Here is a 17,107-nt window from a genome sequence, read left to right as displayed (position 1 = left end):
AGCCACTACCTCTTCGCCCCCGCCTTCTCGACCGCATCGAGATAGGCTTGCCAGCGGGTCGCTTTATCGCGGCCCAGTTCGTAGAGATAGGCCCAGGAATAGAGGCCGGTATCGTGGCCATCGTCAAAGATCAGCTTCACCGCGTAATTGCCGATAGGCTCGATGGCCTTGAGACCCACCTTGGACTTGCCGGTGACGAGCTTTTTCTGGTCGGGCGTGTGGCCCTGAACCTCGGCAGAGGGGCTCTCAACCCGCAGATATTCGCCGGACAGATGGAAGTGTTTTCCATCGTCGAACGTGACGTGGAGAATGCCGTTCTCGGCGGTCCAATAGATGTCGGTCGGCCAGGGGGTCGCGGACATGGATCAATCGTCCAGGCGGCGGGCTTCGTCGACCAGCATGATCGGAATGCCATCGCGGATCGGGAAGGCCAGACCGGCGGCGTCCGAGATCAGTTCGGCCTTGGCAGCATCGAAGCGCAGGGTCGATTTCGTGACCGGGCAGACCAGGATTTCCAGGAGCTTCGGGTCGACACCCAGGGCGGCGGCGGAGGGGACGGGCAAGCTCTCGGTCATAGGAACTCTCTTTATGTTTGCCTACCGGGCTTCGCCCTACTTGAGGCTGGTTTTTGTTTGCCTACCGCGCTTTGCGCTACTTGAGGCTGGTTTGCGCTATTTGAGGCCGGATCTTAGTGTAGCCGGTTAGGTTCGCCATAATCATCGGGATCGGCCAGCGCCATTTCGATCAGCGCGGTCATGGTAGAAGCGCGATCATCGTTGTTGGCGGCTTCCAGCAGAGTCTGCTTCTCGCTGGGCGGGAAAGGACAAACCATGGCGAGCGTGGTGATCAGCGGCTCGTCCGGCGCCTTCTCGATAGAGGGCCAGTCGGCGCTGACCCCCTGCTCGCTCAGGAAAACCTTTAGCCCTTTCAGCAGCCGGGCGCGGTCGAAGCCGGTGGGCGGGTCGGCGCGCAGATCGGCGGCAAACGTGTCCCATTTGACGAGCGCCGGACGATAGCCGCGACGCTGGGGCATCTCCTCCCGCACTTCGAAGCGCGAGACACCGGCCAGGGTGATGAGATAGCGGCTGTCGCTCGTCTCTTCGAACTGAATGATCCGGCCCGCGCAGCCGATACGATAGAGATCGGGTTCCCGCGCGGGATCGGCCGGGTCCAGCGGCTGAATCATGCCGATCAGGCGGTGGGGCGTGCGCAGGGCATCCTCCACCATCGCCAGATAACGCGGCTCGAAGATATTCAGCGGCAGGCGTCCACGCGGCAGCAGCAGGGCGCCCGCCAGCGGGAAGACCGGAATTTCTTCCGGCAGATCGTCGAGGGTGAAGCCGCGCCCGCTCAAGAGAACATCAGGGTCGACAGGCTTTTCCGCCCGGCGACACTCAAGGGGTCGGTGAAGCCCAGCGCTTCGAAGAACTGCACCAGCTGCTTGCGGGCGGCGCTGTCGTTCCAATTGCGGTCGCGCTTGAACAGATCCAGCAGCTGATTGATCGCCCCCTCCTTGTCGCCCGCGCCATAGAGCGCCATGGCAAGATCGAAGCGGGCCTGATGATCGTTGGGATTCTGGGCCAGCTTGGCCTGCAGGGCCGCCGTCTCACCGCTGGCACCCGCCGTCTGTTCAGCAAGGTCGAGGGCGGTCTTGAGGGCGACGACGTCGGGAGTCTTGGCCTGATCGGCGGGGATCTGGGCCAGGACCGCACGGGCCTGCTCGATATCGCCGACATTCAGCAGGCAACGCCCCAGGCCGACCAGCGCCTCGACATTGGTCGGGTCCGACTGCAGGGCGGCAGCATAGAGCGAAGCGGCGGTTTCGAAGTCATTGCCGCCCAGGGCGGTCTTGGCTTCAGCCAGCAGCTCCACCAGCGAGGCATCGGTCGGGCCGACGGCATCGGCGATCCGCTTGATCCACTGCTTCACTTGGCTTTCGGGCAGGGCACCCTGGAACATGTCGACCGGGCGGCCATCCAGGAAGGCATAGACGGTCGGGATCGACTGGATGCGCAGCTGGGCCGCGAGCTGCTGATTGGCAGGCTCGTCGATATTGATCTTCACCATGCGGACGGCGCCCTTGGTCTCGGCGACCGTCTTCTCCAGGATCGGGCCAAGCGTCTTGCAGGGGCCGCACCAGGGCGCCCAGAAGTCGACAACGATGGCAGCGTCGCGGCTGGCCTCGATCACCTCCTGCATGAAGGTGGCGGCGGTGACTTCCTTGACCTCCGAAGCGGGTCCTGCGGCCGGAGCGGGGGAGGAGGAGGAAAAAAGCGACATGGCGGTTCGTTCCGACATCAGTGAAAAGCGATTGGCTTCTTATGTGGCAGGCACATCGCGCGGTGGCAAGGTTTGGGTTGGCACTCCTTACTTTACCTTCCCGTCATGCCACGGCTTGTCCGGGGCATCTCCTCCGGGGGAGACGCCACACTGCCTCAGTTCAAATTGGACAAGCACCCGGAGGAGATCCCCCGCATGAAGCGGGGGATGACGGAGAAATATTAGCAAACTCCTTTACAAAGCCACCTGGGCGGGCGGCGGGACGTAGTTTTCCCGCGCGGTCCTGACAGCGGTGCGATTGGCCGCAGCCCATTCGACCAGGGCGCCGACGGGCTCCATCAGCGATTCGCCCAGCGGCGTCAGTTCGTAATCCACGCGCGGTGGAATGGTCGGATAGACGGTTCGCGACACAAACCCGTCCTGCTCCAGGTGCCGCAGGGTCTGGGCCAGCATGCGCTGCGAGATATCGCCGATCTCGCGTTTGATCTCCGTAAAGCGCTGACGGCCATCGACCAGACTGTCCAGCACCAGCAGACTCCAGCGGTCGCCGATCCGGTCGAGGATCCCGCGGATGGGGCAGTTTGGATCGCGGGTCATGGCTGTCTTGGTCATGGGTAAGTTTCCTTTGGCCCCCGGTTACTGCACCGTAACCGGGTTATCTTCCGCTCCCTTCTTGTGGTCCGCGAAGGGCATGCGTAAATCGAACTCAGTTACGAATAGTAACCGACTTATCATTTAAAACCAAGGAGCGGATCATGAGCGGTAAGATTGTCATCAGCGGTGCAGGCGGTCAGTTGGGTCAGCTGGTGGCCCAGGAACTCAAAAGCCGGGGTGTGGTCGATGGCGTGACGCTGGCCAGCCGCGATCCGTCCAAGATCGCCGCCCTGGGCTTCAAGACCGCGCGGGCAGATTTCGATGATGCTGCCAGCCTGGCAGCCGCCTATCAGGGGGCCGATGTCGTGCTGATCCTGTCGGGCGACGCCCCGAACGAGGTGCGCACGCCCCAGCATTACCGCGCCATCGATGCCGCCAAGGCCGCCGGTGTAAAGCGCATCGTCTATACCAGCTTCACCAATGCGACCTATGACAGCCTGTTCGATTTCGCCAAGAGCCATACCGATACCGAGGCTTATCTGAAGAAATCCGGCCTCGCCTACACGGTGCTGCGCAACAATCAATATATCGAGAACCTGAATTCCGGCATCGCCCATGCCAAGGACGCAGGCGTGCTGGCCCAGCCGGGCGCGACCGGCAAGGTTGCCTACCTGCGCCGTGCCGATGTGGCCGCCGCCCTGGTCGGCGCCATCCTGGGTACGGGCCATGAGGGCAAGGTCTATGAGATCACCGGCCCCAAGGCTTACGACCTGTTCGAAATCGCGGCAATCCTGACCGAAACCACCGGCCGGAAGGTCGAGGCGGTGGATGCCGATCCTCAGCAGTATGGGGCCATGCTCTCGGGCTTCGGGCTGCCGGACTTCCTGGTGAAGGCGCTGCTGGGCATTCATGCGGCAGGGGCTGCAGGCGAGATGAACCTGGTCTCGGGTGATGCGGAAAAGCTGGCGGGCCGCAAGATCGTCTCGCTGGAGGAGCATCTGCGGGGGGAATAGTAAGCGGACTGTCATCCCGTGGCTTGACCACGGGATCTCCTCCGGGAGCCTGTCTAAGTCTGCCGGGACAGGGTTGGAAACGCCCACGGAGGAGATCCCGGGATCAGGTCCCGGGATGACGAGTTTCAGAGAGTGGGCGGAGAACTTCCCCCAACCCTCGAAAAAAGAATCGAAAAACTGCTTGCATCGAAATTTTGCCTGAGTATATTCCCGCCACGCCCGGTTCGCCGGACGTTGCGGGAATAGCTCAGTGGTAGAGCATCACGTTGCCAACGTGAGGGTCGCGAGTTCGAATCTCGTTTCCCGCTCCAGATTTCAAAAACAAAAGCGCCGGTCGAGATTAAATCTCCCGGCGCTTTTGCTTTTTCTGCATCATGCTCCCGGCTGTGATGAAAGCCAGCGACGAAGCGGAAGAATATCGGCTATAAGCCTCCGACCAACGGGCGGCGTGTAGTCTCGACCGCCCGATTACGAAACGTGGCACAGCGTCGGCATTGGCGCCGACCATAGGGAGATCGCGATGGGTCACTTCGCGGATCAGCGAAAGACGCAAATCCTCCTCGACCTCGAACAGCGCGCGAAAGGCGACCTTGGCACCTTTGCCAAGCTCTTCTATAGCGGGTTGGCGGTGGCCGACCTGGCGGCACGGTCGCCGGAGGCCCTGCTGGAGGGGGTGAAGAGCGTCTGGGATCTTGCGGCTGAACGCAAACCGGGCGAACCCAAGGTCCGGGTGTTCCGTCCCAAGGGGGATTGGGCGGCATCGCCGCTGGTGGTGGAAATCGTCAATGACGATATGCCGTTCCTGGTGGATTCGGTCAGCTCGGCCCTGGATCGGTACGACCTCAATCTGGAACTCCTGATCCATCCGATCGTCAAAGTGACGCGCGATGCCTCGGGCAAGCGTACCTCGGTAGATGAAGGCACTCCTGAGTCGGTGATGCAGATCACGGCCAGCGGCGCCATCGACGATGCCGAGCTACCCAATATCGTCCAGACCCTGAAAGACGTGCTCTCCGACGTGCGTGCGGCGGTGGTCGACTGGCGGGCGATGCTGCATAAGCTGTCGGTGATTTCGGCCGAGCTGGACGACCCGATCCTGACCCGCACCCCCGTTGGCGCGGCGGAGATCGCAGGCGCCAAGGATTTCCTGCGCTGGCTAGCTGACGATCATTTCACGTTCCTGGGCTTCCGCGAATATGTCTATGACCAGAATGGCGGCCAGACCGTCATGAAGGTCGACGACGGTGCGGGCCTGGGTATTCTGCGCGACAAGGCTTTCAGCATTTTCGACGGCGTGCGCACCCTGGCCGAACTGCCGGTCGAAGTGGCGGCCTTCCTGCAGGCGCCGCAGCTGCTGATGGTCACCAAGGCCAACCGACGCTCAACCGTGCATCGCACCGTTCATCTCGACGTCATCGGCATCAAGAAGCTGGACGCCGAAGGCCGGGTGATTGCCGAACGCCGCTTCGTCGGTCTCTTCACCTCCAGCGTCTATAACCAGAGCCCGACCGATATTCCGATGGTCGCGGGCAAGATCCGTTATGTCTTCGAGAAGGCGGGTTATTCGCCCTCCAGCCATAACGGCAAGGCGCTGGTCCAGATCCTCGAGACCTATCCGCGCAACGAGCTGTTCCAGATCCCGGCCGAGGAGCTTTACGAACAGGTCCAGGGCATTCTGCAGCTGCAAGACCGCAAGCGCATCGCGCTGTTCGTCTGGCGCGATCCGTTCCGTCGTTTCGTCTCCTGCCTCGTCTATGTTCCTGCCGACCGCTATGACAGCAATCTGCGCGAACGCTTCCACGAGCTGCTGGCCGAGGCTTACGGCGGCCGTGTCTCCAATTCCTACATTCTGCTGAACGAAACGCCGCTGGCGCGTCTGCACATCATCCTCGGCACCAAGCGTGAAGATACCCATGAGGTGGATGTCGCGGCGCTGGAGCAGAAGCTGATCGAGGCCGGCGCCGGTTGGGCCGAGGCAGTCCAGACAGCGCTGCTGACGGCAAAGCTGCCGGGCAGCGGCTGGCTGCGCCGCTATCGCAATGCCTATCCCGCTGCCTACCGCGAGCGCCATACCGGCGCCGAGGGCGTGCAGGATATCGAACGGGTGGAACGGGCGCTGAAGGGCGAGACCGTCTTCTGGTTCTACCGCCGTCCGGGGCAGAGCGAGTCCGAACTCAGCTTCAAGATCTTCCACACCGGCGGGGCGATTGCCCTGTCCGACGTGCTGCCGATGCTGGAAAACCGGGGCCTGCGAGTCCTCACCGAAGTGCCGTTCAAGATCCGTCCCCAGGGCGAATCTGAAGCGGTCTGGGTTCATGACTTCGATCTGATTTCAGTCGATGGCTCGGCGATCAATGTGGAAAAGGCGCGCGAGCGCTTCCACGCCAGCTTTGCCGCCACCTGGAGCAGTGCTGCCGAAGACGATGGCTTCAACAAGCTGATCCTGGCGGCCGGTCTCGACTGGCGCGAAGTCGCCATGCTGCGGGCCTATGGCAAGTATCTGAAGCAGATCGGCTTCACCTATAGCCAGGCGCTGATCGAACAGACGCTCGCCAAGCATTCGGGCATTGCCGCCTTGCTGGTGAAGCTGTTCCATCTGCGTTTCGATCCGAAGATTAACGACGACACCAAGGCGCGCGGTGCCCTGGTGGAGATCGAACATGCGCTGGATGCCGTCTCCATCCTCGATGAGGATCGGATCCTGCGGCGCTATATCAATGTGATGCAGTCGACCCTGCGCACGAACTTCTATCAGACCACCCCAGACGGCGGGCCGAAGTCCTATATCAGCTTCAAGCTGGAATCGGGCGCGGTCGACGAGCTGCCCAAGCCCCGGCCACTCTATGAGATCTGGGTCTATTCGGTGGAAGTGGAAGCGATCCATCTGCGCGGCGGCAAGGTCGCCCGTGGTGGTATCCGCTGGTCGGATCGTCGCGAAGACTTCCGCACCGAAATCCTGGGCCTGATGAAGGCGCAGACGGTCAAGAACGCGGTCATCGTGCCGGTCGGCTCCAAGGGTGGCTTCGTCGTGAAGCGTCCGCCCGCTCCCGAAGCGGGCCGGGCCGCGTTCCAGGCCCATGGCATCGAATGCTACAAGACCCTGATGCGCGGCCTGCTGGATGTCACCGACAACCGTGTCGAAGGCGACATCGTGCCGCCACCGAACGTGGTTCGCCATGACGCCGACGATCCCTATCTGGTGGTCGCGGCCGATAAGGGCACGGCGACCTTCTCCGACATCGCCAACGGCATCAGCCGCGACTATGGCTTCTGGCTGGACGATGCCTTCGCGTCGGGCGGTTCGGCCGGTTATGACCATAAGGCCCTGGGCATCACCGCCCGCGGCGCCTGGATCGCTGTCGAACGGCACTTGCGCGAAGCCGGGATCGATCTGTCCAAGGATCAGATCAGCGTCGTCGGCATCGGCGATATGGCGGGCGACGTCTTCGGCAATGGCCTGATCCATTCGCCGAACCTGCGCCTCGTCGGCGCCTTCAACCATATGCATATCTTTGTCGATCCCAACCCGGATGCGGCCAAGTCGTTCGTGGAGCGCAAGCGCCTCTTCACGACGCCGGGCAGCACCTGGATGGACTACGACAAGTCGCTGATCTCCGAAGGCGGTACGATCTACGACCGGTCGGCCAAGACGGTGAAACTGTCGCCGCAGGTGCAGGAGCTGTACGGCCTTGCCCGCGATACGGTTCCGCCGAGCGAACTGATCCAGGCGATGCTGAAGGCCCAGGTGGACCTCATCTGGTTCGGCGGCATCGGCACCTATATCAAGTCGGCCGAGGAAAGCCATCTGCAGGCGGGTGACCGCGCCAACGACGCCCTGCGCGTCGATGGTCGCGAGATCCGCGCCAAGGTGATCGGCGAAGGCGCAAACCTCGGCGTCACCCAGAAGGGCCGCCTGGAAGTCGCCAGCAATGGCGGCCGGATCAATACCGACGCCATCGATAATTCGGCGGGCGTCGACTGCTCGGATCACGAGGTCAATATCAAGATCCTGCTGTCCGAGCCGGTGCAGAAGGGTGACCTCGATATCCCCAGCCGCGACAAGCTGCTGGCGTCGATGGCAGATGAAGTCTGCCATCTGGTGCTGCGGGACAATTACCTCCAGACCTTCGCCATGTCTTCGGCCCAGCATGAAGGGCATGAGTTCGTGGAGACGGCGCGCCGCATGATGGTGCGCCTCGAAAAGGAAGTCCTGCTGGATCGCGTGCTGGAAAGCCTGCCGACCAACGTGGATCTCGATCAGCGGCGGGCATCGAACCTGCCGATGTACCGCCCGGAACTGGCGGTGCTGATCGCCTGGGCCAAGATCGCGCTCTACAACAGCCTGCTGCCGTCCGACGTGCCGGACGACGCCGTGCTGAAGCAGGATCTGGCGGCCTATTTCCCCGGCCCGCTGCAGACCGGCTATGCGGATACCATCAACCGCCATGGCCTAAAGCGCGAAATCATCGCGACCTCGCTGACCAACGAGATACTGAACCGGGGCGGGATGGGGCTGATCACCGAGCTTGCGGCCGATACCGGCATGGCGCCGCCGCGTCTGGCCCGTGCCTATGTGCTGGCGCGTGAGATCTTCGGTCTGCCGACCCTCTGGGCCGGGATCGAAGCCTTGGACGGTAAGGTCGAAGCCAAGGTTCAGCTGGATCTCTATGTCGCGATCCAGAAGGGCCTTGCCAGCGCGATCCGCTGGCTGGTGGCCCAGAAGCTGCCATCGGATATCACCCAGGCAATCGATGCCATGAAGGGTCCGATCGAGCGTCTTCAGGCAGGCATTGCCCGCACGGATGTACCGAGTGAAGCCCCCACGGGCGTCTCGGCGGATCTCGCCAATGGCGTGATGCGCTTTGTCCGTCTGGTCAGCACGCTGAACGTGCTGGGCCTTGCCGAAGCCGCAGGCGTTCCAGTCGAAGAAGCCGGGGCGATCTATGGTCAGGTGGGCCTGCGCTTCGGATTTGAGACGGTGCGCAATGTGGCAACCTCCCTGCCCGCCAGCGACGGCTGGGGTCGGCAGGCGGTTTCCGGATTGCTCGACGATCTGGCCAGTGGCCAGCAGGCCCTGGCGGTCCAGGCGATCCGCCATCCCGGCGGTCTCGACGGGCTGGTCAGCGACAATCAGGATACCGTGAAGGCCATCGACGGTCTGACCGTCGATCTTGCCAATGGACCGGCCACCCTGGCCCGGGTCAGCGTGGTTGAACGGGCGCTGAGAGCGTTAACCAAATAACTGTGAAGTGACCACAATAACCATAGACGGGGCCGACTATAGTCGGCCCCGTTTTTGTTTCTATATTCCGTAAACCTGTTAATTCTTACATGAAGAAATCGATAAAATATTTGATAACTTACGCGCAATAAATATACATGCCAGATGTGGCAGATAATGCGTGGAGGTTTAGATGGCTTGGTTGACTAATACAAAGATCGCAACCAAGATATTGTTGGCCTTTGGTAGTCTGATCACCATTGTTGGGATTTCCGGCGCTGTGATCCTGTGGGATCTGGTCAATATCCGCGCCGACGAAACCCAGGCCTCCAAAACCTACGAAGCCATCCGCGCAACCAATCGCCTGACCATCGCTATGCTGGACCAGGAGACGAATGTCCGCGGTCTGCTGGTCGCTATCGATGCCCAACTGCCGAGCGACGTTTTCAAGGGCCGTATTGCCTATGACCGCTCGCACATGATGAAGGAACTCGACCGGCTGCGGGCCTTGGTGACCGAGGCTCACACCGGCGACCTCGATCGGTTCCGCACGCTGGCCCTGGATTGGCAGGCACTGCTCGACAAGGAAATCACCCTGGCCGAAACCGGTGGCAAGGCTGGGATCGAGGAAGCGTTGAAGCTTGCGGCCCAGGGGGCGGGCAAGAAATTCACCGAACCGATGCGCCAGATCGTGGACAAGCTGGTCGCCGATAATCAGGCGGTGGTCCTGGCGAGCCGCGCTCATCTCGATTCTGCCTTCAACGGCGCGGTGATCATGAATATCGTCGGCGGCGCTTTGATGCTGACCACCTCGCTTATTCTTGGGGTGCTGCTGACACGTGGCATTGCAGGGCCGGTACGGGGCATGACCAAAGCCATGCGGCATCTGTCCGGCGGGGATCTGAGCGTTGCCATCCCCGGCCAGGGACGCGGGGACGAGATCGGCGCCATGGCCGATGCCATGCAGATCTTCAAGGACGGCATGCTGAAGAACCAGGAGCTTGAGAACGCCCAGCGCGAGGAGCAGGCCGCGCGGGAAGTCCGGTCACGCCGGATCGAGGAACTGGTCCAGAACTTCGACCGGGTCAGCGAACAACGGCTTCAGGAAGTCAGCGCGGCGGGAACCCAGATGAGCCAGTCGGCGCAGAGCCTGACCCGGACGGCAGAAGAAACGGCAGCCGAATCGACGGCCGTGGCCGCAGCCATCACCCAGGCGGCTTCCAATGTCCGTACCGTCGCGGCGGCGGCAGAACAGCTGTCCGGATCGATTATCGATATCGGTCGCCGGGTGTCGCAATCTTCTGACGTTGCAACGCGCGCCGTCAGTGAAGCAAAGCGGACGGATGTGGCGGTGCGCACCCTGTCGACCACAACGGAACGTATCAACGAGATCGTGCATTTGATCGCCGATATCGCGGCCCAGACCAATCTGCTGGCGCTGAATGCGACCATCGAGGCGGCGCGGGCCGGTGAAGCTGGGAAAGGCTTTGCCGTGGTTGCTGGCGAGGTGAAAAGCCTAGCCAGCCAGACTGCCAAGGCGACGGAAGAGATCACGGCGCAGGTCACGGCAGTGCAGAGCGCCACGTCGGATGCGATCGACGCCATTCAGGGCATCGCCCAGACCATCACCGAGATCAACGAGAATTCAAATGCCATCGCCATCGCGATGGATGAACAGGGCGCCGCGACGGAAGAGATCGTCCGCAATACGTCGCAGGCAGCTCAGGGTACCGAAGATGTGACGATGCGCATGCAGACCGTGCGGGATGGCGCCGGGAATACCGGGGCCTCGGCCACGCAGGTCATGGGCAGTGCCTCCGCGCTGAACGAACAGTCCGAGGCGCTGACCAGCGCGATCAAGGACTTCCTGTATAATGTCCGCGCCGCCTGATATCGACGGCGCGGATCTTTCAAACCATTCGTCTTAGTGAGCGTCGACGGGTTCCAGGTCGTGCTGGCGAATCAGCGCCAGGGCGAGTGCCCGGGTACTGGTAATCGCCACCGGCTGACCGTCAGCGGTATGGACGGCATAGGCGTCCTGACCTTCATGCTCGACGGGTTTGACATAGGCCAGGACGTTTAATCCGAGTCCGGCGAAATCCTGGGACGACAATTGTGCTTGTCGGTCGATCTGGATCATAGCTGCCTCTCCTTCCTGGCGGTTAACGACCATCGTCCAAATCCACCGTCTTGGTGGTCTTGGCCGATTTGACGGGCGCCTTGATTTCTATCGTCCGTACCCGAGCATCGGGCAACGGAAGGCGCAGGTCTACATGCAAGAGGCCGTTATCAAGTTCGGCGCCGGTGACCTCCACCCCTTCGGCCAGCACAAACGAGCGCTGGAACTGACGGGCGGCGATGCCCCGATGCAGGTAAACCCTGTTAGGATCGTCCTGCTGCTTGCCCCGGATCACAAGCTGGTTGTTTTCCAGCTGGATCACCAGATCGTCGCGGGAGAAGCCGGCGACAGCCAGCGTGATGCGGAGCCGGTCCTCGCCAACCTGCTCGATATTATAGGGAGGGTAGCCTTCGCTGGCGGATTTAGCGATCCGGTCGAGCGTCCGCTCGATGTGATCGAACCCCAGAAGCAGTGGCGAGTTGGCTAGTGTCAGGCGCGTCATCTTGAAAACCGTCTCCTTGCACGAAGCGAGCGGGTAGAGCTGGGCGAGCGGATAAAGCCCTGGTCGAAACCCGATATCGGCATTTCGACCGTCCCTTCCTACATGGCATCGTTCCCGGGGCTGATCAAGGCACCCGTGGAGTTGATTACCTCCAAAAAAGACCCCGTCATCCCGGGATTTGATCCCGGGATCTCCTCCGGGGTGTTTTCAGGCGGTCTTAGTCAGTTGGATAGGCTCTCGGAGGAGATCCCGTGGTCGAGCCACGGGATGACGGATCTCCGAGATTTCCTCTCTCATCGGGCCACCAGGATCCCCAGGATAAGGGCACCCAGAAGGATACGGTACCAGGCGAATGGGCCAAATCCATGGCGTGCAATAAAGCCCACAGCCAGTTTCACGACGGCCAATGCCGTCAGGAAGGCGACCACGAAGCCGACGGCCACCAGCGTCACGCCCTCGAACGCCAGCTCATTCCTGGATTTATAGAGGCTGTAGACGGCCGCCCCAAGCATGGTCGGGATCGCCAGGAAAAAGGAGAATTCCGCCGCCGTCTTGCGCTCCACGCCCATCATCAGGGCGCCAAGGATGGTGGCACCGGACCGCGACACGCCGGGGATCATGGCGAGGCATTGCACAAAGCCGATCTTGAGCGCCATCGAGGCGGGCAGATCCTCGACCCGGAAGAAACGCGGTTTATGGGACAAGCGCTCGATAATCAGGATGGCGATGCCGCCCACGATCAAGGCCACGGCAACGACCCAGGGGGAAAATAGCACGCTCTTGATAAAGCTATTGAGGGCGGCGCCGATAACGGCAGCGGGTAGAAAGGCGACCAGGATGGCGATGATGAAGCGACGGGCGCTCTCATCCTTGGGCGCGGCGACCAGCACGCCGAACAGCTTCTTCCAATAGAGCACCAGGATCGCCAGGATCGCGCCCAGTTGGATCACGATCTCGAACACCTTGCCCGGCGGGCCCTGGAAGCCCAGAAGATCACCCAGAAGAATGAGATGGCCGGTCGAGGAGACGGGCAGAAACTCGGTCAAGCCTTCGACAAGGCCCATCAGGGCTGCCAGCCAGATCATCGCATCCAAGATCATCTCCGATTTATTGAAACCGTCATCCCGCACCTGATGCGGGATCTCGCTCGATCTGCACCGCTTCGAATAGACCCCGCATCAAGTGCGGGGTGACGAGACTCTGAAAAGGGGCTTCAGATCAAACCTGCGGCCATCTCGAAAAAAACGCGGCACCTTTTTGCAAAGGGCCGCGTTTCAATCACTTACCGCCCGCGCAAAAGCACGGGGGAAGATTACTTGGCGTTGTCGTCGTAGTACTTCACGGCGGCAACGACCGGCACGGCCTTGCAACCCAGCGAGTAAGCCTGCACGCGAGCAGCACCGCGGACGTCGTTCTCGCGGGTCAGCACATCGCCAACGCCCCAGGTCGGGGTCGCGGCCTTGGCGGCGATCAGACCAACCTTGTCTTCAGCAGCGGCGTTCAGCGGAGCGATGCAAACGCCCGAGCTCTGGGCGCCTTCATGCAGCTTGTCGAACGACACGCCGGACTGGGCATAGGCGGAGACAGAGGCGCTGAGGGCCAGGGCCAAGGCGGCAACGGTCAGTTTTGCACTCATGGTTTTCACCCTATTGTTATCCGTTGATCCATTACATAAACCGCCTACCTTGAAGTTGACGGTCAAAACGGCACATCGGCACAATTAGCTTGAAGGACCAAGAGCGTCCAGCTTTTCTAAGCGCCCGGCCGAAAAAGCCGCAGTAGAGTCACATCGCTGCAACGCATTGCGGCAGTGGCGTGGCAACATTCGGGCAGAAAGGCCATAAAGCGTGAAATCGACCAACCCTTTGCTGAATGTTTCGGGCACCACGATTTTCGAAGTGATGTCTCGACTTGCGCGTGAGACCGGCGCTCTCAATCTTGGCCAAGGCTTTCCGGACGGCAATGGACCCGAGGATGTGGTGGCCCGGGCACAGGTGACACTAGCCGACCGCGCCAACCAATACCCCCCCATGTTGGGGGTACCGGAGCTGCGGCAGGCGGTGGCCGCTCATAACAAGCGCTTCTACGGCATCGACGTCGATTGGCAGACTCAAGTTGTGGTCACGTCGGGCGCAACCGAGGCGCTGGCGGCCTCCATCTTCGCGCTGGTCGCACCGGGTGACGAGGTGATCCTGTTCGAGCCGCTTTATGACACCTACGCGCCGGTGGTGCGACAAGCGGGCGGAACGCCGCGCTTCGTGCGCCTGGAAGCACCGGACTGGGCAATCCCGGAAGATAAGCTGCGCGCTGCCTTTGGCCCCAAGACCAAGGCGATCCTGCTGAATACCCCGATGAATCCGACCGGCAAGGTCTTCAGCCGGGCCGAGCTGCAGCTGATTGCCGATCTGGTGCAGGCCCATGATACCTACGCCATCTGTGACGAGGTCTATGAACATCTGACCTTCGCGGGCAAGCAGCATGTGCCTTTGATGAGCCTGCCGGGCATGGCCGAGCGCACGATCCGCATCGGGTCCGCGGGCAAGACCTTCTCGCTCACCGGTTGGAAGGTAGGTTATCTGACCTGCCCGCCGCAGCTGACGGCGACCATCGGCAAGGCGCATCAGCTGCTGACCTTCACCACCCCGCCCAATCTGCAGCATGCGGTGGCCTACGGCCTTGAGAAGGACGCGGCTTATTTCGAGACACTGGGCTCCGATATGGCCGCCAAGCGCGAGCGGCTGGCTAGGGGGCTCACAGCGGCGGGCTTCAAGGTTCTGCCGGGTGACGGCACCTACTTCCTGATCTGCGAGTTGGAGCCGGGCATCGGCCTGAGTGATTCTGAATTCTGCCTGAAGCAGATCGAGACGGCGGGCGTGGTTGCCATTCCGGTCAGCGCCTTCTATGACAGCGCGCCACCGACGAACCTGATCCGCTTCTGCTTCTGCAAATCCGATGGGATGCTGGATCAGGCGATCGAGCGCCTCGTGAAACACGCTAAAGGCTGATATGTCCGCCGAGCTTGCCCAGCGCCTGAAAAAGGCCTTCGACGATTATGCCGCCGGTCAACTGGACGTCGTCTATAGCGAATGCCGGTCGCTGATCCGCGCCGACAAGCGCCTGTCGGGGGCGCATTATCTGCTGGGCCTCGTGCTGATCGAAAAGGACGAGCCGCGCAAGGCCATCGAAAGCCTTAAGCAGGCGCTGGCGGTGGGAGCCGATAATCCGGCGCTGCGCATGGCGCTTGGCCGGGCCTATCGCATGGGCGGCGCCATCGCCATGGCGATCACAGAATATGAGAATGCCGTGCGGCTGGCGCCGGGCTATGGCGAAGCGCTGCATGCGCTCGGCACCGCGCATCTCGACGCGGGTAATATGAGCGATGCCCTGCTGGTGCTGGGCGAATTGGCGGAGCTGGACCCGGAGAATCCAGGTGTTCTTTCCGCGCTCGGGGTTGCCCTGCGTCAGGCCGGACGGGCAGAAGCCGCCGCACGGATCTTCGAGAAGGCGACCGTTCTGGCGCCGGATCGTGCCTCGCTCTGGTCCAATGCCGGGGTTGCCCTGATGGAGTCGGGGGAGCCTGAGAAGGCGCTGCCGTACCTCCAGAAAGCGGTGGAGCTGGAACCGGCAGCGGTGCAGTACCGGCGCAACCTCGCCCTCGGACTGACGGCGGCAGGGCGCGGCAGCGAGGCTGCCGATATTCTCGACGGGCTGCTGGACGAACAGCCCGAGGATCCGCAGCTGGTCCTGGATCTGGCCGCTGCCATGGTGAAGGCTGGGGAAGATCCGGTGGAGCTGCTACAAGAAGCGGTGGAGGTCATCGATGACGACACCCGCCTCTGGTATGCCCTGGGCGAGGCCTTACGCGCAGCGGGCAAGTTCGATGATGCTATCGATGCCTATGACCGCTGCCTGGAACTCGACCCGGATGACAAACATGGGGCGACCTTGGCCCTGGCACTTTCCGGCGCCGATCCCGCGCCGCCCGCGCCACCTGAAGCCTACGTCGCGCAGCTGTTCGACGATTATGCCGGGCGCTTCGACACCGAACTGACGAAATACCTCGATTACAAAGGCCCGGCCCTGCTGGCCAAGCTGGCGCAGACGGTGGCACCGGACCGCAAGTTCGACAGCGCCTATGACATCGGCTGCGGCACCGGGCTGGCGGCGCCCTTCTTCCGCCCCCTCGCCCATCGGCTGATCGGCGTGGATCTGTCGCCTAAGATGGTCGAACAGGCCCGCGCGCGCGGGCAATATGATGCGCTGGCGGTGGATGAGGCCGTGGCCTGGATGCAGGCCCAGGGGCCGCGCGGCGCCGACCTGATCTTCGCGGCAGACGTGCTGGTCTATCTCGGCGATCTAGGCCCCTTCCTTGCGGCGGCGATGCGGTCGCTGCGACCAGGCGGGCTGCTGCTTTTCACGACCGAGGCGACACAGGACCCCGCCGTCCCCTACGAGCTGCACCAAGGTCACCGCTACGCCCATGGCGGTGATGCGCTGCGGGCGTCCCTGCAGGCGGCCAGCTTCCAAAAGATCACGGTCGATGCCGCTTCGACCCGGACCAACCGGGGACAGCCAGTACCGGGTTGGATCGTCTCCGCCTGGACCGCCGCGCCGATCGCCCCCAGCTTCAAGGAACGACGGGTGTAGGGCGGTTTTAGTCGATTGACGGGCCGCGACTATCGGTTGCAAGCTGTCCGCCTATGATGGGCAGGCCTGGACAGAGATAGATGCGGATGCAGCGTTGGATTATGGCTCTCCCCCTTATGATGGGGTTGGCCGCCTGTCAGACCGATACGGCAACCGAACCGGCTAGGCCAATCACGACAACCACCGCTGCGGGGCGACCCGTGATCGTCGAGGCGACGGGCGACTATCGCCAAGCTGCGTCCGGCATGATCTTTCCCGAAGCGCTGCCGGGATATCGACGGTCAGCCGTCATAAGCTACGATCCCTCGGGCCTAGATATTTCTGCCAATTATCGCTCGGGTCCGGGACAGCTGCCGCTGTTGAGCGTCTATGTCTACCCGGCCCTGCAGGGTGCGAAACCGGGAAGCGACGCATCCCGGCGCTGTGACGAGCATTTTACCAGCGTCAAGACTCAGGTTCCCATCGGTAACCCATCTCTGCGGTTCATCGGTGATCGAGAAACGGCGGTCCTTAAAAGCGGTTGGACCATTCAAGGGCGCTTTGCCGAATACAAAGGTAGCTTTCAGGCAGGCGCCATGGGATCGCGAGCCTATCTCTTCTGCAATGATGCCAGCCCCTGGGTCGTGAAGATCCGCTTCAGCTATCCGGAGGGGACGGATGCCGACGGTACGATCCGCGCCGTGCTCGACGCTTTACCCTGGCCCGTGAAAGCCATGGACGGAACCGTCTGA

The 17,107-nt window shown here is 62.1% G+C and carries 15 protein-coding genes and 1 tRNA gene; 7 read left to right on the top strand and 9 right to left on the bottom strand.

Going from position 1 to position 17,107, the window contains the following annotated elements; all coding sequences use genetic code 11:
• Window positions 1-5 precede the first annotated feature (5 nt).
• From ACFSM5_RS20955 to ACFSM5_RS20935, 5 genes are all read right to left on the bottom strand, one after another.
• The gene (locus tag ACFSM5_RS20955) at window positions 6-362 is read right to left on the bottom strand and encodes a gamma-butyrobetaine hydroxylase family protein (protein ID WP_379878669.1); all 357 of its coding nucleotides are present in this window, start codon (window positions 360-362) and stop codon (window positions 6-8) included.
• Window positions 363-365: 3 nt separating this feature from the next.
• Window positions 366-575: a Trm112 family protein gene (locus ACFSM5_RS20950; RefSeq protein ID WP_379878667.1), complete on the bottom strand. Its 210-nt coding sequence runs from the start codon at window positions 573-575 to the stop codon at window positions 366-368.
• Window positions 576-688: 113 nt separating this feature from the next.
• Entirely contained in the window at window positions 689-1,354 is a 666-nt protein-coding gene (locus ACFSM5_RS20945) for an LON peptidase substrate-binding domain-containing protein (RefSeq protein WP_379878665.1), read from the bottom strand.
• On the bottom strand, window positions 1,351-2,280 hold the full coding sequence (trxA, locus tag ACFSM5_RS20940) for a thioredoxin (RefSeq protein ID WP_379878663.1): 930 nt from the start codon (window positions 2,278-2,280) through the stop codon (window positions 1,351-1,353). Before trxA ends, ACFSM5_RS20945 begins: the two co-directional genes overlap by 4 nt.
• Window positions 2,281-2,514: 234 nt before the next feature.
• Entirely contained in the window at window positions 2,515-2,892 is a 378-nt protein-coding gene (locus tag ACFSM5_RS20935; protein WP_379878661.1) for a winged helix-turn-helix transcriptional regulator, read from the bottom strand.
• 143 nt (window positions 2,893-3,035) lie between these two features.
• Here ACFSM5_RS20935 and ACFSM5_RS20930 point away from each other — a divergent pair, with 143 nt between their 5' ends.
• The 4 genes from ACFSM5_RS20930 (at window position 3,036) to ACFSM5_RS20915 (ending at window position 10,999) form a co-directional block, all read left to right on the top strand.
• The gene (locus tag ACFSM5_RS20930) at window positions 3,036-3,887 is read left to right on the top strand and encodes an SDR family oxidoreductase (RefSeq protein WP_379878659.1); all 852 of its coding nucleotides are present in this window, start codon (window positions 3,036-3,038) and stop codon (window positions 3,885-3,887) included.
• Between the two features lie 236 nt (window positions 3,888-4,123).
• Window positions 4,124-4,198 (top strand) — tRNA-Gly (locus ACFSM5_RS20925).
• A gap of 209 nt (window positions 4,199-4,407) precedes the next feature.
• Window positions 4,408-9,129 (top strand): NAD-glutamate dehydrogenase, encoded by a 4,722-nt coding sequence (locus ACFSM5_RS20920; RefSeq protein ID WP_379878657.1) that lies wholly within the window; start codon window positions 4,408-4,410, stop codon window positions 9,127-9,129.
• A gap of 172 nt (window positions 9,130-9,301) precedes the next feature.
• The gene (locus ACFSM5_RS20915; protein WP_379878655.1) at window positions 9,302-10,999 is read left to right on the top strand and encodes a methyl-accepting chemotaxis protein; all 1,698 of its coding nucleotides are present in this window, start codon (window positions 9,302-9,304) and stop codon (window positions 10,997-10,999) included.
• Between the two features lie 33 nt (window positions 11,000-11,032).
• Here the strand turns inward: ACFSM5_RS20915 and ACFSM5_RS20910 are convergent, their stop codons facing one another.
• The 4 genes from ACFSM5_RS20910 to ACFSM5_RS20895 form a co-directional block, all read right to left on the bottom strand.
• On the bottom strand, window positions 11,033-11,248 hold the full coding sequence (locus ACFSM5_RS20910; protein WP_379878653.1) for a DUF1150 family protein: 216 nt from the start codon (window positions 11,246-11,248) through the stop codon (window positions 11,033-11,035).
• A gap of 22 nt (window positions 11,249-11,270) precedes the next feature.
• Window positions 11,271-11,729: an Hsp20 family protein gene (locus ACFSM5_RS20905; RefSeq protein ID WP_379878651.1), complete on the bottom strand. Its 459-nt coding sequence runs from the start codon at window positions 11,727-11,729 to the stop codon at window positions 11,271-11,273.
• Window positions 11,730-12,022: 293 nt separating this feature from the next.
• Window positions 12,023-12,829, bottom strand: coding sequence for an undecaprenyl-diphosphate phosphatase (locus ACFSM5_RS20900; protein WP_379878649.1), 807 nt, complete (start codon window positions 12,827-12,829; stop codon window positions 12,023-12,025).
• 212 nt (window positions 12,830-13,041) lie between these two features.
• Complete coding sequence (locus ACFSM5_RS20895; RefSeq protein WP_379878647.1) at window positions 13,042-13,365, bottom strand: hypothetical protein; 324 nt, start codon at window positions 13,363-13,365, stop codon at window positions 13,042-13,044.
• 211 nt (window positions 13,366-13,576) lie between these two features.
• On the opposite strand from ACFSM5_RS20895, the gene ACFSM5_RS20890 reads away from it, so the two are divergent.
• The 3 genes from ACFSM5_RS20890 (at window position 13,577) to ACFSM5_RS20880 (ending at window position 17,107) form a co-directional block, all read left to right on the top strand.
• On the top strand, window positions 13,577-14,734 hold the full coding sequence (locus tag ACFSM5_RS20890; RefSeq protein WP_379878645.1) for an aminotransferase: 1,158 nt from the start codon (window positions 13,577-13,579) through the stop codon (window positions 14,732-14,734).
• 1 nt (window position 14,735) lies between these two features.
• A complete protein-coding gene (locus tag ACFSM5_RS20885; RefSeq protein WP_379878642.1) occupies window positions 14,736-16,376 on the top strand; it encodes a tetratricopeptide repeat protein in 1,641 nt (546 codons plus the stop codon).
• Window positions 16,377-16,462: 86 nt separating this feature from the next.
• Window positions 16,463-17,107, top strand: coding sequence for a hypothetical protein (locus tag ACFSM5_RS20880; protein WP_379878640.1), 645 nt, complete (start codon window positions 16,463-16,465; stop codon window positions 17,105-17,107).

Source organism: Lacibacterium aquatile (assembly GCF_042683105.1).
Taxonomy (GTDB): Bacteria; Pseudomonadota; Alphaproteobacteria; order Elsterales; family Elsteraceae; genus Lacibacterium; species Lacibacterium aquatile.
This window is presented reverse-complemented; position numbering and strand designations above follow the sequence as displayed.